This is a genomic window from Allopontixanthobacter sp., from assembly GCF_034376665.1.
Lineage (GTDB): Bacteria > Pseudomonadota > Alphaproteobacteria > Sphingomonadales > Sphingomonadaceae > Allopontixanthobacter.
Window position 1 is genome coordinate 46,742 of sequence record NZ_JAXMJI010000074.1, and the last position, 17,370, is coordinate 64,111.

11 protein-coding genes and 1 pseudogene are annotated in these 17,370 nt (G+C 56.2%); 5 read left to right on the top strand and 7 right to left on the bottom strand.

Annotation, left to right across the window (positions count from 1 at the left end; genetic code table 11):
* Positions 1–36: 36 nt before the first annotated feature.
* Positions 37–1,191 carry a cupin-like domain-containing protein gene (locus U0988_RS08225; protein WP_322292143.1) on the bottom strand — a complete coding sequence of 385 codons (1,155 nt, stop codon included), beginning with the start codon at positions 1,189–1,191 and terminating at the stop codon, positions 37–39.
* Between U0988_RS08225 and U0988_RS08230 the strand changes: the two genes are divergently transcribed.
* On the top strand, positions 1,166–2,050 hold the full coding sequence (locus U0988_RS08230; protein ID WP_322292144.1) for an endonuclease/exonuclease/phosphatase family protein: 885 nt from the start codon (positions 1,166–1,168) through the stop codon (positions 2,048–2,050). The genes U0988_RS08225 and U0988_RS08230 overlap by 26 nt on opposite strands.
* A 16-nt stretch (positions 2,051–2,066) precedes the next feature.
* On the opposite strand, the gene gluP is transcribed toward U0988_RS08230, so the two are convergent.
* From gluP to U0988_RS08260, 6 genes are all read right to left on the bottom strand, one after another.
* Entirely contained in the window at positions 2,067–3,347 is a 1,281-nt protein-coding gene (gluP, locus tag U0988_RS08235) for a glucose/galactose MFS transporter (RefSeq protein ID WP_322292145.1), read from the bottom strand.
* Between the two features lie 20 nt (positions 3,348–3,367).
* A complete protein-coding gene (locus tag U0988_RS08240) occupies positions 3,368–4,675 on the bottom strand; it encodes a glycoside hydrolase family 30 protein (protein WP_322292146.1) in 1,308 nt (435 codons plus the stop codon).
* A 140-nt stretch (positions 4,676–4,815) separates the two neighbouring features.
* Positions 4,816–6,327 carry a tryptophan halogenase family protein gene (locus tag U0988_RS08245; protein WP_322292147.1) on the bottom strand — a complete coding sequence of 504 codons (1,512 nt, stop codon included), beginning with the start codon at positions 6,325–6,327 and terminating at the stop codon, positions 4,816–4,818.
* A gap of 24 nt (positions 6,328–6,351) precedes the next feature.
* Positions 6,352–8,346 (bottom strand): glycoside hydrolase family 3 protein, encoded by a 1,995-nt coding sequence (locus U0988_RS08250; RefSeq protein ID WP_322292148.1) that lies wholly within the window; start codon positions 8,344–8,346, stop codon positions 6,352–6,354.
* Positions 8,347–8,452: 106 nt separating this feature from the next.
* Positions 8,453–11,377 (bottom strand): TonB-dependent receptor, encoded by a 2,925-nt coding sequence (locus U0988_RS08255; protein WP_322292149.1) that lies wholly within the window; start codon positions 11,375–11,377, stop codon positions 8,453–8,455.
* A gap of 133 nt (positions 11,378–11,510) precedes the next feature.
* Complete coding sequence (locus U0988_RS08260) at positions 11,511–12,593, bottom strand: LacI family DNA-binding transcriptional regulator (RefSeq protein WP_322292150.1); 1,083 nt, start codon at positions 12,591–12,593, stop codon at positions 11,511–11,513.
* A gap of 213 nt (positions 12,594–12,806) precedes the next feature.
* Between U0988_RS08260 and U0988_RS08265 the strand changes: the two genes are divergently transcribed.
* The 4 genes and pseudogenes from U0988_RS08265 to U0988_RS08280 all read left to right on the top strand — a co-directional run bounded on the left by U0988_RS08265 (position 12,807) and on the right by U0988_RS08280 (position 17,307).
* Entirely contained in the window at positions 12,807–13,811 is a 1,005-nt protein-coding gene (locus tag U0988_RS08265) for a cupin-like domain-containing protein (protein WP_322292151.1), read from the top strand.
* 70 nt (positions 13,812–13,881) lie between these two features.
* Positions 13,882–14,574, top strand: coding sequence for a DUF6445 family protein (locus tag U0988_RS08270; protein ID WP_322292152.1), 693 nt, complete (start codon positions 13,882–13,884; stop codon positions 14,572–14,574).
* A 362-nt stretch (positions 14,575–14,936) separates the two neighbouring features.
* Positions 14,937–15,329 (top strand): annotated as a pseudogene (locus U0988_RS08275) (IS110 family transposase); the annotation flags it as partial.
* A 1,078-nt stretch (positions 15,330–16,407) separates the two neighbouring features.
* On the top strand, positions 16,408–17,307 hold the full coding sequence (locus U0988_RS08280; RefSeq protein ID WP_322292153.1) for an alpha/beta hydrolase: 900 nt from the start codon (positions 16,408–16,410) through the stop codon (positions 17,305–17,307).
* The last annotated feature ends 63 nt before the right edge of the window (positions 17,308–17,370 follow it).

Consider the following 17,370-nt stretch of genomic DNA (forward strand, 5'->3'; position numbering starts at 1 on the left):
ATATGTCCGAACTTCATCGCGATGCTCCTCCTGTAGTCATGCAAAGGGGCCGGATTTTTGGCCGTCTTCACTCAAATTGTTGATCAGATCCCGCTTCAACCGCGCGGTCGCTGCCGGATCGGATTGCGCCAATACACCCCGCATTTCCGGCGCAAGATGTTCCCCCGGATCACCATTGGTGAGGAAGACATAGTGGTCGAACACTGCCTTCCATGCGCGGCGCTGGTCAGGCGGCAGTTCGCGCAAAGCAATAATACCGTGCAGCAAGGCATCCCAGGGTGACCCCAGATCCTGCCGTGCCGGATCCCACCAGTAATTGACCAAAATGTTGATCGGATCGAGCGCGCCGACATGATGATACCAGTGATAAGGGATATAGAGCACATCGCCGGGCTCCATCTCAGTCACCAGCGCCACTTTCGCAGCTTTTGCATAACGCGGATACCGGATGAGATCGGGTGCCGAGACATGCACCATGCTGATTGGCGTACCTCCGGGAGTCAGCTCGTACGGGCCCAGATATAGATCGCCAATCGCTTCAGGCGGGAACAGGGTGAATCGGCGGCGTCCGGCGACAACGCAGGCGAGGTTTTCAAGCTCATCATTGTGCGCGGCGACTTCAGTACGGTTACAAATCCACATTCGCGGCATGACCAATGGGGAAATCAGCGGCATGGTGTGCACATGCGCAAAACCAGGGATACACAGATGCACAGGCATTGCCTGAGCGGCGAGCGACCGTGGCAGATCGCCTTTCATCTCGTCCAGCAGTATTTGCAGGAACTGCCCGAGGCTCGCCTGATGGCGAGTGAAATTGAGCTGTCGGCCATCGGCGGTATAGTGGAAGCGGCCCAGAAATTCCGGATCGCCGGAGGCATAGGAGAGCTGCGCATCCGAAGCATTCGCGCTCAGCCGTGCGGCGAGTTTCTCAGATCCGCCCAAGGCGGCGGCAACGATAGGCCAATCCGCCACCAATCCGCGGACGAGCACCGGCTCGCCAACAGCGCGAAACGCCGCCAGCGATGCGTCTGTCGCACTTAGCGTTTTCACCTGTTTCATTGCACCTCGCTTGACTAAGCAGCAGAATTGCACTTCTAACCTGAAATTGGAAGCGCTACCACGAGGAGCAGATCGGATTTGCCGGATGTATAGACTTGTCGCGTCAATGCTGATTTTGATTTTTTTCGGCACCGGGATCGGCGCAACAACCGTACATGCGCGCGAATTAGTCTGCGCTGGACCGTTTCTGGCCATGACATACAACATCCGGCTCGACACTCCGGCGGATGGAGCGAATGACTGGGCTCACCGACGTGAATTCCTTATTGCACAAATCCAGTTGCTGCGACCGGCCATACTAGGCATGCAGGAAGTACTTCCCAACCAACGTTCAGACCTTGAATCCGCCCTGCCCGCCTATTCCTTCGTCGGCGGAGGTCGCGATGACGGGAAACTTGCAGGGGAGGCATCGCCACTCGCATTTGATCGCAGACTCTTCCGTATCGAAAAATCTGGCACTTTCTGGCTTTCACAAACTCCGGAAGTTCCTTCGCTGGGCTGGGATGCTGCGTTCCGGCGTGTAGCAAGCTGGGCCCATGTCAGTCGCAAACAGGACGGTGCAAGACTATTGGTGATCAACACCCACTGGGATCATGTGGGCGAAAAGGCCCGTCATGAAAGCGGTAAGCAACTGGCCGGATGGATCAGGGCAAACCTGCATGAACGCGAGTCTCTGGTACTGCTGGGTGACTTCAATACCGGCATTGAGACACCGGCAATCGCGGACATGATTGAAAGCGAAGCACTCGTTTCAGCCAACGGTGCAGACCGAGCCCTGCTCCCGTCGCCATCCCAGTCCAGTTTCAACAATTACGATCCAGTCCCCGAACCCGGCAAGGTCATCGACCATATTTTCATAAACAATCAAGTCAGCGTCTTGCGCGGCATGGTCATGGCACAGCATTCCAATGGCCTCGTCGCTTCGGATCATTTCCCGGTAGTAGCTTTGCTGGATTTGCCGGAAAGGCGCGGCAAGTCCTCTTGCGAATAGTCCGCTGATCCGTATTTTACTGCTGAATGATCACCGCCCCGCCTGCAGTATGCCGGTTGCGGGCCTGAACCGCGAGCAGGGCGAATATCGCGATCACCCCATAGGCCGCCATGGGAATGAAGAAGGAGATCGACAAATTTGCCATGTCCGCCATTTGGCCGACGGCGTACGGCAGCAACGCGCCGCCAACAATGGCAACGCACAATAACCCAGATGTCGACGACTGCGATGTTCCGGCTCGTTTCAGAGTAATTGTGAAAATCGTGGGAAACATGATCGAATTGAACAAACCCACCGCCAGCGCCGCATATCCCGCCACCGGCCCGCTTGCGAGCGCCACGATCAGACAGAGAAGGGCAGCGCTGCTCGCCGCAATTGCCAGTAAGATCGGAGCACGGATGAAGGTCAGCAAATACGAACCGACGAATCGCCCGATCAAGGCACCCATCCAATATATGTTAGCCAAATAGAATCCTGCGCTCTCGAGGGGCAGACCCATGATATCCGGCTGATTCAAAAAGTTGATCATGATGCTGCCGATCGAAACCTCTGCCCCGACATACAGACCGATCGACAACGCGCCGAACAGAGCCCATTTCGAACGAAGCGCATCTAGCACCGACCCTTCGCCAATTTGCTGATATTCTGCGGCCGCTTTCGAAATTCGCGCGCGTGACAACCAGATGAAGACCATCAGACCGGCCAGCATGGCCGCTATCAGAAGAAACGCCTGCGATACTGCCTCCAGTGCAATCACCCGGTCCGGCTCGTTGGTAATCGGGAAGTGCCCGGATTTCAGCACCTCCGCATCCAGCATGATCCGCGAGCCGAAATTTGCTCCGAGGACTACGCCGAGCGAATTGAAAGCTTGTGCAAGGGTCAAGCGAAAATGGCTGCTATCCGGCGGACCAAGTGCGGCGGCCAGGGGATTGGCGGCGACCTGAAGTGTGGTGATCCCCGCCCCAAGGATGAACAATGCAGCCAGGATAAGCGAATAATCCTGGAAGCGCACGATGAACTGTACCAGCATACACCCTGCGATCATTATCATCAGTGCGACAAAAATAGTTCGCAGAGCGCCCAATTTTCCAAGCAAGGCTGCTGCAGGAAACGACATAATCCCATAGGCGGCGAAAAAGACCAGCTGGGTAAACAGCGCTTCGGTGTAGTTGAGATTAAAGCTGGCCTTGACCGACGCGATCAGCGGATCATTGTTTGAAGTAATGAAACCCCAAGCAAAAAACAGCGTCGTGACGGAAATGAAGGCAGCCGGGATACCAGATAGTTGCTGCCTCATCGGCTTATTTCCCAGCAATACTAAAGTTTGATCAAATATGTCGCCAGCGAGCCTTGCGGCATACTCGCCTGGAATGCCATCCTGTCGATAGTGATCGAAATATTTTCATCCCCATCGCTGCCGTTGAAGATGATCAGGGCGACGGTTTCCTCACGCTCGCCATGAAACGCAACTGCATCAACGTTTTTGATATTTGTCGCAGCGCCGATTCGAACGGAATCGCGCGGCAGGAATCGGCTTCCGTGCGCAAAGGCGTAATATTCAGGTTCGCGAGTGATCGCTCCGCTTTCAGTGTCGATCGTGATCAGGCCGCGGCAATTGCCGCAGCCGCCCATATGCGGCCCATGATTCTGGTCGAGCGCCAGGTTCCACATGACCACGCCCCGCGCCCAGTTACGCGGAGCGCCGATTACCAGAGATCTGGCGGACGATTGGAAAGCGGCAGTCCAGTCGCCGCTCCAGTCACCAGCAGCGCATTCTGTGAACCAGGTTTCCTTGTCCGGATAGCGTTCGTGAACAACCGACTGCGCAGAGACATCCCCGCCGTAGCAATGCCACGCTACGCCATCTACGAAGGGAAAGGCTCTGGTATCGGCGAGCACAGCAAGAGGGCTATCCGGCTCGTCCCAATTGTGGTCCCAGTCAAGCAAGCGTGTGTGCGGAATATCTCGATCCATCATCGGACCGAGAAATTCACCAACGAAACTGGCGCGCTCGGCCGGATCCACCCGCATGCCGGGATAGTCCGCCGGCTCGAAATGTGGTTCGTTCTGGATCGTCAGCATATCGATCGGGACGCCCGCCGCTCCCATCTCCTTTGCATAGCTGATCAGATAATGTGCGTAATCCTGGTAATGGGCCGGATCCAGCCTTCCCGTGATCAGGCTGCGACTGGTTTTCATCCAGGCCGGCGCGCTCCACGGGCTGGCAATGACCTTGAGCCGCGGATTGATCGCGCGAATTTGCAGCAGGGCAGGGATCAACTCAGATCTGGCCGGGGCAATATCGGCATCCGCCTCACCGGGTATATCGGCATAGGTGTAGTGGCTGCGGGAAAAATCGGAGGCACCGATTGTAATACGGGTCAAATCAAGGCCAAGCTCGCCGCCCTCACCAAACAATTCCTGGAGCAGTTGAGCACGCGCGACATCATCGAGTTCGTGTTCCAGCAGCCATGCCGAAGCATCGGTGATCGATGCCCCGTAACCGAAGAATGGCTGGTATCGCCGGCCGGTATCGACAACGACATCCGCAATTTGACCGGCACCAAGCTGGATCGGGATGGCCTCAAAAGGAGCCAGCTTCTTCGAACCGTCTGCTGTGGTCAACCAGCCCGGCATCCGCAACGTTTGGGGCGGCGCTTCAATTGCAGGACCAGCACTAGATGCAGCCCCAGTTAGTCCAGAGCATGCGGCTAAGGAGAGCAGCAGCGCTGCAGAACAGCGTTTGATATATTCGACAATATTCATTATCCATCCCTTTGCGCGTCGCAATATTTTGCCACGAAATCTGCGTGGGTTGGCATGACGGCAACACATTTCCTGATCACATTTTCAACATTGCCCAGAAACTGGACCACCTGCGCCTCGCTGCGGATATCGACCAGGGGGTCGTAGCCGCTAGGAATGACCCCTTGGCCGAGCATTACCTGGATCCAGCTTTCTTCGCTGAACAATTCCTCGTCTTCGCGAAAAATCCGGCCGTTGGCTTTGAACAGATCAATCTTGTGCTGCAGTGTATCGGGCACATCCATGTCGCGGCAGTACCGCCAGAACGGCGTGTCATCGCGCTCGGTTGCCTTGTAGTGCAAGATTATGAAATCGCGCACTCGTTCATATTCGAAATCGGTCTGGCGATTGAATTCATCGATATTGGCCTGATCAAAACTGCCATCGGGAAACAAGCGGATCAGGCGGATCAGCGCAGACTGGATCAGAAACAGGCTGGTCGATTCCAAAGGTTCGAGAAAGCCTGCCGACAGCCCCAATGCCAAGCAGTTGCGGTTCCATGTCTTCTTGCGCTTGCCGGTAGTGAAGCGGATCCGGATGGGCTCTGCCAATTGTTCACCATCGAGGTTTTCGAGCAGGATTCGCTCCGCCTCGGTCTCGTCCATATGAGCGCTGGAAAATACGTGCCCATTGCCGGTCCGGTGTTGCAGCGGGATGCGCCATTGCCAGCCTGCCCCATGCGCAGTGGCTGCAGTATAGGGCGTGAAATTAGCCGAACGGGTGCACGGCACAGCCAGCGCCCGGTTGCAAGGCAGCCAATGGGTCCAGTCTTCGAACCCGGTCTGCATCGCTTGTTCGATGATCAGTCCGATAAAGCCAGAGCAATCGATAAACAGATCGGCACAGATGACCTCGCCGCTTTCCAGAGTTACCGATTCCACAAAGCCGTCATCTGCCCGCAGCGTAACATCGACGATCTTGCCTTCCTGCCGCACGACCCCGCGATCCTGCGCATAACCGCGTAGATAACGGGCGTAGAGCCCGGCATCGAACTGATAGGCATGGGCGATATGTCCGATCGGCGAATCTCCGGCGTCGCTGCGGGCGGGCACGAATTTGTTTTCCAACGCCGCTGCAGTATTGATGGAGAAATTTGCGAAATCGGATGCTTGATTCTCCAGCTTCATTTTGAGCCAGTACTGATGGCAGCGCAGCCAGCCCAAGTCTTGCCCGATCACCCCAAATCCATGGATATAGCTTGAACCGATCCGGTCCCAGTTGTTGAACTGGATGCCCAGCTTAAAGGTGCCCTGAGTAAGCCGCATGAAGTTCGCTTCGTCCAGTTCCAGCAATTCGTTGAACTTCTTGATCGCCGGAATCGTGGCTTCTCCTACACCGACGGTGCCGATATCCTCCGATTCGACCAATTTTATCCGGTAAAGCCCTTGGAACAGGTGCGACAGCAGCGCCGCGGCCATCCAGCCAGCCGAACCGCCGCCGACTATTAATAAGCTTTGCAGTCGCTGCGTCATTATCGCTGTTCCTGTCCGGCTATGTTATTGACCTAATGAAGGGCAGGTTAGGCGATCATTGAGTGGAAGGATTGCCAAATCTGAATGATCGTTTGTCGTAAGGCCAAAGCCGCGGGCAAACAGGTCTGACTGGACAGCAGTTTCTGGACAGGGATCACCTGGCCAGGCGAAGGGCAATCGGCCCGTAAACTCTGCGAAGGAGCCATTGTCTGACCGGCGCACCAGGACATCGGTAATCCCCGTCCCCTCGGTTCCTGGCAGCCAGGCCGCCACAAAGGCATCAGATAGATTCAATAGATCATTGATGTAAACCGGCCGACCCGAATACAGGATGGAAATGACCGGCACTCCCCGACCGGACACGCGCTTAAGCACCGCCAGATCCTGCGGGAATCGCGCCGAATGCCGCATGGAGGCGGGGTAGGGAATGTCTCCCTTCATTTCCGCGTAGGGATCTTCAGCATGCACCGCGATCACAGCATCGTAAGCGGTCACATCAACCCCTATGCCGTCTTCGCTGAAATCGACACGCCCGGCGCTGCCCAAGGATTTCTGAAGCGCCGAGAGCATATCATCCGCGAGCGGATAATCACGATCGTCGGTGTCATCACCTTGCCAGGTCAGCGACCAGCCGCCAAGTTGCGGCGGCACTTTATCCGCAGCGCGGCCGACGAGAAGAATTTTCGAATCTGCAGCCAGCGGCAGCGGCGAATTTACTGTATTCTTCAAGAGCACCAGCGATTTTGAAACTGCCTCCCTTGCCGCATTGCGGGCATCGTCGCTGGCGAGGTCGGCTTCGGCTGAGGCAGGCGGGATCGGCGAGGTATCAAACAAGCCGCTTCGCAGTTTCACTCGCATGATCCGGGTTACCGCATCATCGATGCGGCGCATCGGGATCGTGCCTTGCTCGACATCGGCAATGGTCTGTTCGATAAATTGCTGCCAATCGTCGGGAACCATGATCATGTCGATCCCGGCATTGATCGCTTGCGGGCAATGAGTGCGGGTGCAGCCTTCAACCTGTTCGATGGCGTTCCAGTCCGACACGACAAAGCCGTCAAACCCGAGGCGGCCTTTCAGCACCTCGGTGATCAGCTCGCGATTTCCGTGCATCTTGCCCTGCGCCGCGCCCGTGCCGGAATCTCTCCAGCTGCTGTAGGATACCATTACCGTTTGCACCCCGGCATCGAGCGCGCCGACATAACCAGGAGCATGGATGCGGATCAGCTCTTCCTCCGTGGCGCGGGTTTCTCCCTGATCCTTGCCCAGCCAGGTGCCGCCATCGCCGATAAAATGCTTCGCCGACGCAATCGCACTGCTACCGTCGCTCAAATTTCCCTGCATGGAATTGACGAAGGACGAGGCATATGCCCGGACGAGCGCCGGATCGGAGGAATAGCTTTCATAGGTCCGGCCCCAGCGGGGGTTTTGAACTACCGCCAGTGTAGGGGCGAATATCCAGCTAATTCCGGTGGCTCTGACTTGCCTGGCGGTCAGACGCGCAATCCGGCCAACAAGTTCCGGATCACGCGCCGCGCCCAGTCCGATGTTATGCGGAAACAGCGTGGCCCGGAACACATTATTGTGCCCATGAACGGCATCGGTTCCCCAAATCACCGGAATTTTTACCTGCATGTCCGTCTTCAAAGACGCGTCATAATATCCCTTTGATAGCTCGATCCAATCAGCCGCGCTCGCGTGTTTATTATTTCCCGGCCAAGCGCCTCCTCCGTTAAGGACCGAACCGATATAATGCTGGCGAACCTGGTCGGGGGTAATCGACCTGATGTCTGCCTGGGTCATCTGCCCGATCTTCTGGCGCAAGTTCATGCCGGAAACGATGTGGGCGATGCGTTTTTCGATCTCCGCATCCTGATGGGCCGGCGCGATGCGTTCCGGCCATGGGGCCACAGAAGATAATTCTGTCTTGAGAAGTGATCCGGTACCCGCACATCCTGCCAGGGCAGAAATCGCGGCTACACCCGCGAGCACTCTTGAAAAACAGGAATTAACGAGCACAATCGCCCTCCTAAAAACCACTAGCGATTTGATCCATTCGCAGCGCGGTCAATCCGCATCAGCACGAAACCGGAGGGCGGACTGAAATAGTCCGCCCTCTATCTCACTAGAAGCGGTAATTCAGTCCGAGCAGGATCTGACGACCGTATTTTTCAATGGTTTCCGGCAGGAAACTACCATCCGCCGTTCTGGCCCCACCACCATCGACCCCTATCCGGGTTCGATAAGCTGAATTGGTCAGATTGTTGACCTGCAACAGCACACCCAGACCTTCCAGCGACGAATCCGGCTGGAAAGTGTAGCCAATCTGCGCCGAGACATTCTTGTCTGCGAGAATTTCGGTCACCCCGCGAACAGCGAACAACTGGGTCACTTCACCCTTGAAGGCCGAACGATAGCGGTAGGCCGCACGGGCCTGGAAACCGTCCTTCTCGAAATAGCCCGTCACCGTATAGACCGTGCCCGACAGGCCTGGAATACGCGTTGCCTGACGCACTGTCGGATCGTCGCTGGCGATCGGGCGCAGGTTCGATTCTGTGTATGAATAGCTGCCGATGACCCCAAATCCGTCAAGCACTTTATGCAGCTGGCCGAAGCCGAGTGCCCCGCTGAGTTCGATCCCCTTTATAGTTCCGCCCTGACCGTTGGCCGGCTGGTCGATCTGCCCCAACGGGCTGACCGGCACACCTGGCGGAAGACCGTTTGGTTGGTTCGGGGTCTGCAGGGACGACGGCGGGATGGGAAGCCCGGTAAAATCGAACACCTGCCGCTGTGTGAAAATGTAGCTGTCGAGATCCTTGTAGAAACCGGCCACACTAATGTAGCTCGTGCGATCTATATACCATTCATAGGCGAGATCGAGCGCCTTGGCTCGCCACGGTTCGAGCAAGGGATTCCCGCCCGAAGCTGACCACAGGCCGGTTCTTTCTACACCGACAACACATGGCGTGGGAACCTGCGCAGTAGGGGTACAGGGGTTGCGAGGGAAATTCGGAATGAAGCTGGCCCGCATTTCGTCCATACGGGGACGCGCCATGACCTCGGCCGCTGCGAACCTGATCCGATGGCCGCCGCCAAGCTCGTAGATCAGATTGAGGCTGGGCAGGACATCCCAGTATTGCTTACTGACTGTGACCGGGTTGACGACCCGCGGGGTAAGCGTAGCATTGATCACGCTGCCGTTCGATTCCTGCCGCTGATTTACTGCCTGCAGACCGATATTTCCACGCAAATTGCCCGAATTGAATGTCGCTTTGGCCCTTAAGGTCAGGACCTCTTCATCGATCTTCCATGCCTTGTCGAAGGTGGAGTTGTTGATGAAGTCGATCTTGTCGTAGTATTTTGGCAGCGCCGTGCGCAGATCGACTGCGAGCACATCCCCAAAACCCGCAAAGTCAAGCGAGGTCGGCTCCACCAGGTCGGCCGCATCGACCAGGGTTTGCAGACGGCCATTCTTTAGCATGAGATCGAATTCATCGACACGCTTGCTCTTGGTCCGCTTCGTGAAGTTCGCGCCAACGTCGAACTGCTCGAAAAAGCCCTCGAGGTCATATTCGAACCCGAGATCAAGCGCGAATACCTCTTCTTTGACGTGCGGCTCCTTGGTCTGCCCGTCATGGCCCCATCCACCCCAGGGCGCGCGGTCACCAAGCGAGACTTGTGATGCGTCACTGTAATCAAGCCCTTCGCTGTAGGTCGGAAAACCCCCATCGAGCACTTCAGTGATATCGAAATCGATATTGTCGAACACGCGATTGGCGTTCTGCGTTACATTGGTCGCGCAGCAACCAAATCCAGCGTAAGTTTCGGTAATTCTCTCGTCACGGGTGTTTCTCGAATAAGACAAGTCGCCAATGAAGCGCAACCGGTCGGTCATATTGAATTCAGCATTAAGGCCGCCCGAGAACAGGTCGTCATCACGGGTATTGTAATCGTTGCGGAGCTGCGGTGCCACGCCCGTGACCGTGCCGGAAACCCCCACCAGCGACCCGCCGATGTCTGCAGTTTCCACATTGGTGAAATTCTGATTGTCGGCCCACACGTTTGAGAACCACTGCGCGCCGCGAGTAACCTCGCGCTGTTCGAACCGGGAGTAATAAAGATCAGTCGTCAGATGGACGCTGTCGCTCGGCTCCCATTCAAGAATGCCGATTGCAGCTGCTCGCTTGTTCGAACGAGAAGTTGCAAAAATTTCCTGTCCATTGAGAAACAAGGCGGTATCCGCCGAATCCGGGGATATTCGGTCGCGGCGGCTCTGGTCCCCGCCGAAGCTTTCATAGCCATAAGCCTTGTAATGTCGGTTCGAAGACGGTGAATCAAGATAGGCGATCCCCAGCGCCCAGCCAAGCGTGCCTGCATCATTCTGGTCGATATAGCTGCCGCTGGCCCGGAAACCGTAATTGCGAATATCATCATTCAACTGGCCGCCGGAATTGACCTCACCGCGAAGGTTGAGGGCAATCGCCTGCTTGCCATATGCCAACGGCCGCACTGTTCGCATGTCAACGGTACCCGAAAGTCCCATCCCCGCGATGCTGGCATCAGGAGTCTTGTAAACGACAACGCTAGACAACAGTTCGGAAGGATATTGATCAAACTCAACACCGCGATTGTCGCCGGAACTAGCCTGTTGCCTGCCATTCAGCAGAGTGGTGGAGAAATCAGGTGCCATGCCCCGGATGGAAATGACCTGAGCGCGGCCGTTGACACGCTGCGTGGTGAGGCCCGGAAGGCGCGAAATTGACTCGGCGATTGATACGTCTGGGAGTTTGCCGATGTCTTCGGCCGAGACCGCCTCGACGATCGAGAGCGCTTCGCGTTTCGTATTCAGTGATTCCGCCAAGCCGGCTCGAATACCCGTGACAACAATCGCGCTCTCGTCCGTGTCGGAGATCGCCTCTTCTTCCGACTGTGACGTTTCGTTGGCGTCTTGTGCATACACTACGTTCGGCAGTGAAACAGCAAGTGCAAGTACAGACGTTGTCAACCCAAGTGTGAAAACGCGACTCGAAGAGCCAGTTTGAATCTTCATTTATCCCTCCCATTTCAGGATTTTTATCCTGATTTACAGCTCCCTGAACTGACTTCGTCCGAAACATAACGAAACCAGATTCCAGCGCTTATGGAAGCGCTCTCATTCTCATTGGCAAATCTGATATGTGGTGTCAACCAGATATTGGAAGCGCTTCCAAGGACGGCGGGACGGAGATTTTGGAGGTGGATCCTCTTTCAACCAATTGAAAGGACACCAGATGCGCTTCGGCGACACGAGTGGTTGAACCATTTTCCCGCATGACATCAGCAATCAGCAATTCGACCGCCTTCGAGCCGATCAAACGAAGAGGCTGATGGATCGTGGTGAGGGGTGGCCAGACAATCTGAGACACGGGGGTATCGTCAAAACCCGTGATCGACAGATCCGCCGGGACGATCAAGCCTAACCGATGAGCCGTAAACAGCGCACCTGCCGCCATGTCATCATTAGCACAGACGAGCGCGGTTGGCCTATCGTTCCGAGAGAGCAGCCCTTCAGCCTGGTCGATACCGGATTTGAAAGTGAAATTTCCGTCAGCAACTTCAATAATCTGATCACTGTGCCCCGCGTTATCCAAAGCTTCGAGAAATCCCTCAAGCCTCAGCGCTGCAGATTTGTGATCAAGCGGCCCGGTGATGAATCCGAAACGCCGATGGCCCTGCAGTAGGAGATAGACCCCCAGTTCAAGCCCGGCCTGCCGATCATCGATCCCCACTGAACAGGACAAGTGCCGCGCATCCGGTCCGGCCGAAACCAGAACAAAAGGAAAGCCTTTGCTCTGCAAGGCCTGGATTAATTCGTGATCATCACAAAAAGGAGGCGTCAAAACCAGCCCATCGCTTCTACCGTCATCCGCCAAGGCAAGGATGCTTGAACGGTAGCTTTGTTTCGCAGGGTCCAGAGTATGGGTGACAAGACCGTATCCCTGTTCATTGCAGGCACGAATAGCCCCTAGTTCAACCGCAGAGTGATAATAACTGTTCGGCTCTGCTTCTGCGTCCGCCGCAAAGACAAGCGCCAGGATCCGGCTTGCTCCACTTGCAAGTTGCCTCGCCTGCTGATTGACTTGATAGTTAAGGGCACTAACCGCCTGTATGACCCGTTCGCGCGCACGTTTGCTGGTATTGGGACTGGAATTCAGCACCCGTGATACGGTCGCGCGCGCCACCCCGGCCATCTTGGCCACATCATCGATTGTCGGCTTCTTGTCCAATTCTCTCGCTCTAAATATCTTTAGTTAGATGTTGATTTTCACGTCGCTTTATCTAGAGCGGCCCAGGCTGGCAAATCTGGAGCCCCGTTTAAGTCTGACAAATTGGGGCACTCTCGTGAGCGTCGATTGGGTTGATAGATAAATTTGCAGCTATATGGAAGCGCTTCCCATGCACTCACTTTATCATTAGGCTTGGCCGAAAGGAGCAGACTGATGCCGACCCCCGTCAAGGAAGTGGACCCGGGCGAACTGGGCAGTCTTGCAGCGCGGGCTGACGAACGGCTGGAGCCGGCGGTTACACGCGGCCTTGCAGTTGAATTTCCTGTTGTCAGAGCTGCCGTCCAAGGCGATCAGGCATTGCTGCAATATTTGTCGGAATTGGTCCTGCCGGTCGAAGTCCAAGCCCTACATGCACCCGCAGTTGCAAGAGGCAAATTTGGTTACAGCGACGATCTGAAATCCTTCAATTTCTCAAAGCGGATTATTGGCTTTGGAGATTTCGTCAGCGAACTCCTCGAACCGCCCCTTCCTGAAGAGGCGATTGCGGTCCAGGGTATCCGTGTCCGCGAGGCGGCGCCACGATTCACCGAAGAAAATGCGCTCATCTGCGCGCCTGCGGGCGGCGAGTACAGGCTTTGGCTTGGAACCCGCGCCGAGGTCGCAATCCACTGCGATCCGGTGCCGAATATTGCCTATGTCGCTGGTGGGAACAGGCGGTTCACTCTCTTCCCGCCAGAGGAGATCGGAAACCTCTATCTCGGGCCATTCGATCCAGTACCCAATGGAACACAAATTTCCCTGGCTGACCCTCTGGAACCCGATCACTCGCGCTATCCAAGATTTGGCGGTGCACTGGCAAGGTCGCTCTTCGCCGATCTTGAGCCCGGCGATGCCATTTTCATCCCCACCGGCTGGTATCATCATGTGCAGGCTCTTTCGCCGATCAACCTACTGGTGAACTACTGGTGGCAAAGTGACGGCGCGAGACCGTCGCCCTGGGACGCGCTAATGCACGGCTTTATGGCGCTGCGCGGCCTCTCTCCCGCAGACAAGCGCGTTTGGCGGGCCATGTTTGCGCATTACATCTTTGAGGAAAGCGGCGATTCAGGGTCACATATTCCGCCGCACAGCCGCGGGATACTTAGCCGCCCGACGCCGGAAACAGTAGCGGCCATGCGCAAGTCGATTGTTCGTTCGCTAACGAGTCTGAATCCATGAATTTCGCCAAGGACCGCTTTTGTCATCGCGTCCTTGTGCAGGAATTGCCGGCCTGCCTCCGGCCCAATCGATGACCGCCAAGCCGCACGTCAAGGTCATCGAGCTGCCTGGGGCAGACTGCCCTGTCGCCATTATCGACGGATTCGCAACGGCACCGGAGCGATGGCGTCAAGAAGCCGCAGGCGATAATGATGGCGATGGCTACGCATTTCGCGGTGATTTCTACCCGGGGAAAAGAAAACCGGTTGGACCAGCCTATTTTCAAGACGTCGGCGCACGCCTCGGCATGATTGTGCAGTCGGTATTCGGATGCTCACGGGCTCTTAAGATCGATCGTGCGCTCTATTCTATAGTAAGCACGCCTGATGCGCAGCTTTCGCCCGCGCAGAGGATCCCGCATATTGACGATGTGGCCACTGACTCCTTTGCGATGGTTCACTATCTGGCACACTCTGCCTTCGGGGGAACGGCATTTTACCGTCATCGAAGTACGGGCCTTGCCCGGATCCCGGTGCATAGGCATGCGGAATACCTTCACTCTCTGGAGCATGATTTTGCAGTACACGGGCATCCCCGCCCAGATTATATCAAAGGGGCGACATCCATCTTCGACCAGATTTTCTCTGTGGAGTTCGCGTTTAATCGCGCAATCATCTATCCAGGTAATCTGCTGCATTGTTCGGTGGTTCCAGGTGCAATCCGCCATCCCGATAGTCCCGCCATAGGTCGGTTGACGATTGCGGCCTTTTTTCGCGCAAGCTGAAAAAACCAAGGGGTTGCCGGAGTGTATCCAGCGTCCTGCGCGCTGGATACGCAGCGATGCCAGAAGAGTAAGAACCGAGTGCTTGTCGCACCTGACTTGAAAGGCGTTCCATGTGAAAAACCAGCTGCCACGGCCTCTGGGTATGCCTGCCATTTTGTCGTGTCTGGTACGGCCGGTTTTTCGCGCATGCGCCGACTAGCTGCCGATAGGCTCAAACAAGGGCAGAGCGACGGCATACGCCGACAAAGCGGTCATTTCCAGCCTCATTCTTCTCACCTGAAACCTGATGGGGTGGACGCCCCCCCGACGGCATCGATGTGCCATAATGGAGATGTTTAAACACCATTAGTAAGGAGGCGTCCGTGTCAGATGTTAGCATAATTGGTCTGGCTATCGCAAAGAACGTTTTTCATGCTCATGGCGCCGATGGGCGCGGCGCGATGGTTTTCAGTCGCAAGCTGACGAGAGGCAAGCTGCTTGATTTCTTCGCCGGTCAGCCGGCGTGCACGGTCGTGCTCGAAGCGTGCGGCGGCGCGCATCACTGGGCGCGCCAGCTGCAGGCCATGGGTCACGATGTGCGGCTCATCCCGCCAGCCTACGTGAGGCCGTTCGTGAAGCGGAACAAGAACGATGCGATCGATGCCGAGGCGATCTGCGAGGCAGCGCAGCGCCCTGGCATGCGCTTCGTTGCGGTAAAGACCGAAGAGCAGCAGGCCGCAGGGCTCGTGTTCCGCACGCGCGATCTGGTGGTGCGTTAGCGCACCCAGCTCATCAATGCGATAACCACGAGCCATTTTACTGTATTTGCAGCACAAGAGAAGCCCAGACATGCCCGAACGCCCGTCACTGCGCATTCGCGAAGACCCGGCCTGAGACCCAACAGCAACAAAATCTCATAAACTATTGCTAGGTCGAATGCGCACGGTTCGACAAACGAGGATCAGGATGCTTTCAGCCTAATTGTGAGTAGCGTCCAATTGGCGGAGCTCTCGCTAACCTTCTGTGAACTCAGATCCTGAGATTATGCCACTCGACCAGTGCGGCCTAGCGGCGCGCCTCGCAGATATGGCTGTCGGTGTGGTGGCATTCTAGGTTGTTGTTGTGGACGCTGGCCTAAACCGAGGTAAACTTCTGCAGGATCTTAGTCTGGCGGAGCCGCAGCAATGTACTGACGGCCAACCGCGCCCCAAAAGCTGCCGTTCCGGACACGACATCACTTGCGGACGTTGGCGATAGCTGCCAAATGTGGCCTATGAACAGAATCGCCAGGTGGCAAGCGCTGATGCTAATTGTCGCTTGTGCTAGTGCTTGCCGCAGCGAAGGGCCTGAGCCTGCCGAAAGTTCGAAATCTCGACAAGCGCAATTGTCATGCTCCGCCCAGATAGGTGCGCGAGCGGCTTTAGTTCTGGTGAAGCAATGCGCGCAAGTTTCGCCAGCAACACACCCACCGTGCAATTTGGAAAACTCCTGCGAGATGATCCAAAGCGAGATTAAAAGAGGCTGCGAATACATCGGTGCGGATGGGCAACCCAATTACTGCAATCCATGACAGCTTCCCACAACATTGCGCCGCTGGACGGGGCTCGGACACCACCTGATAGCTGTCAATTGTTGCCCATTGTTCCTTCATGAACGTACGGCCAGTTTTAGAAGAGTGATATTGGCTGTTAAACGTCAGCTTTGTTAGCGGATCCGGTCACTCAATTCTCGGCTGCACTGATAGTCAGCTAATCGCTGTGTGCGCAAAATATCTGTTGTTCCGGACACGACCCCATTGTGGACGCTTCCTGAGCGTGTATGCCGGTTTTCAAATCCTACGGAGAAGGGTAGCCGATGCACAAAATCGGAATGGCGCTGTGCGCCGCCGCGTTACTGCTGCCAAACTCTGTCGTAGCTCAACGTATTGGGCCGCGCGACGTCGATGCCCTTCCCACAACTGAGCCCACGATCAAAAGCAGTTATGGAACCGACCCGCTCCAATTCGGCGAGCTGCGCCTGCCGAAAGGTGAGGGCCCGTTTCCAGTTGTAGTCGTTATTCACGGTGGTTGCTGGACCAACGGCTATGGGACAAAACAAAATACGGCGCCGATAGCCAGTGATCTGGCACTGGCAGGATTCGCCACCTGGAACATTGAATATCGACAGGTCAGGAGTGCTGGAGCTGGCTGGCCTGGAACGTTTCTGGACTGGGGGAATGCGACAGATCATTTGCGCACCCTCGCCAAAGACAATCCGCTTGATCTCTCAAATGTAATCGTAGTGGGGCATTCGGCTGGAGCCCATGCCGCACTTTTTGTGGCCTCACGATCGCGACTGCCGGTCGAAAGCGAGGTTCGCGGCGAAGACCCGCTGCCAGTCAAATCGGTCGTGGCAATTGATGGGCCGGGCGATCTGGGTCCGTTTGTGGGGCTAGACGAAGAAATCTGTGGCAAGCCCGTAATCGAGCCCCTGATCGGGGGATCGATTGACACCTATCCAAACCGTTTTTCGGAAGCCTCGCCAGCGGCCCAGTTCCCGCTTGGCGTTCGTCAGGGGCTTATATCGTCCTCGCGGGTCTTGTCGCCGGAAGTTGCGGAAACCTATCGGGCTGCGGCGACAGAGGCAGGTGATAAGGTCGACGTGAGAGTGTTTGGTGACAGTGGCCATTTTGAACCTATCGCGCCGGGCTCATCGGAATGGCGAGTGGTAAAGGAACTGATCCTTACGTTTGGCGGAATGGACAAGCAGCAGTGACGAGGCGGCAGCTTTCCACAACATTTTTGCCGTCCAACACCGATTTTCGCAGTCCTAAAAGCG

Coding starts and splice junctions, on each gene's coding strand:
- U0988_RS08265 (WP_322292151.1), top strand. CDS start 12,807: ATGCCGACCCCCGTCAAGGAAGTGGACCCGGGCGAACTGGGCAGTCTT.
- U0988_RS08245 (WP_322292147.1), bottom strand. CDS start 6,327: ATGACGCAGCGACTGCAAAGCTTATTAATAGTCGGCGGCGGTTCGGCT.
- U0988_RS08255 (WP_322292149.1), bottom strand. CDS start 11,377: ATGAAGATTCAAACTGGCTCTTCGAGTCGCGTTTTCACACTTGGGTTG.
- U0988_RS08270 (WP_322292152.1), top strand. CDS start 13,882: ATGACCGCCAAGCCGCACGTCAAGGTCATCGAGCTGCCTGGGGCAGAC.
- gluP (WP_322292145.1), bottom strand. CDS start 3,347: ATGAGGCAGCAACTATCTGGTATCCCGGCTGCCTTCATTTCCGTCACG.
- U0988_RS08230 (WP_322292144.1), top strand. CDS start 1,166: ATGCTGATTTTGATTTTTTTCGGCACCGGGATCGGCGCAACAACCGTA.
- U0988_RS08280 (WP_322292153.1), top strand. CDS start 16,408: ATGCACAAAATCGGAATGGCGCTGTGCGCCGCCGCGTTACTGCTGCCA.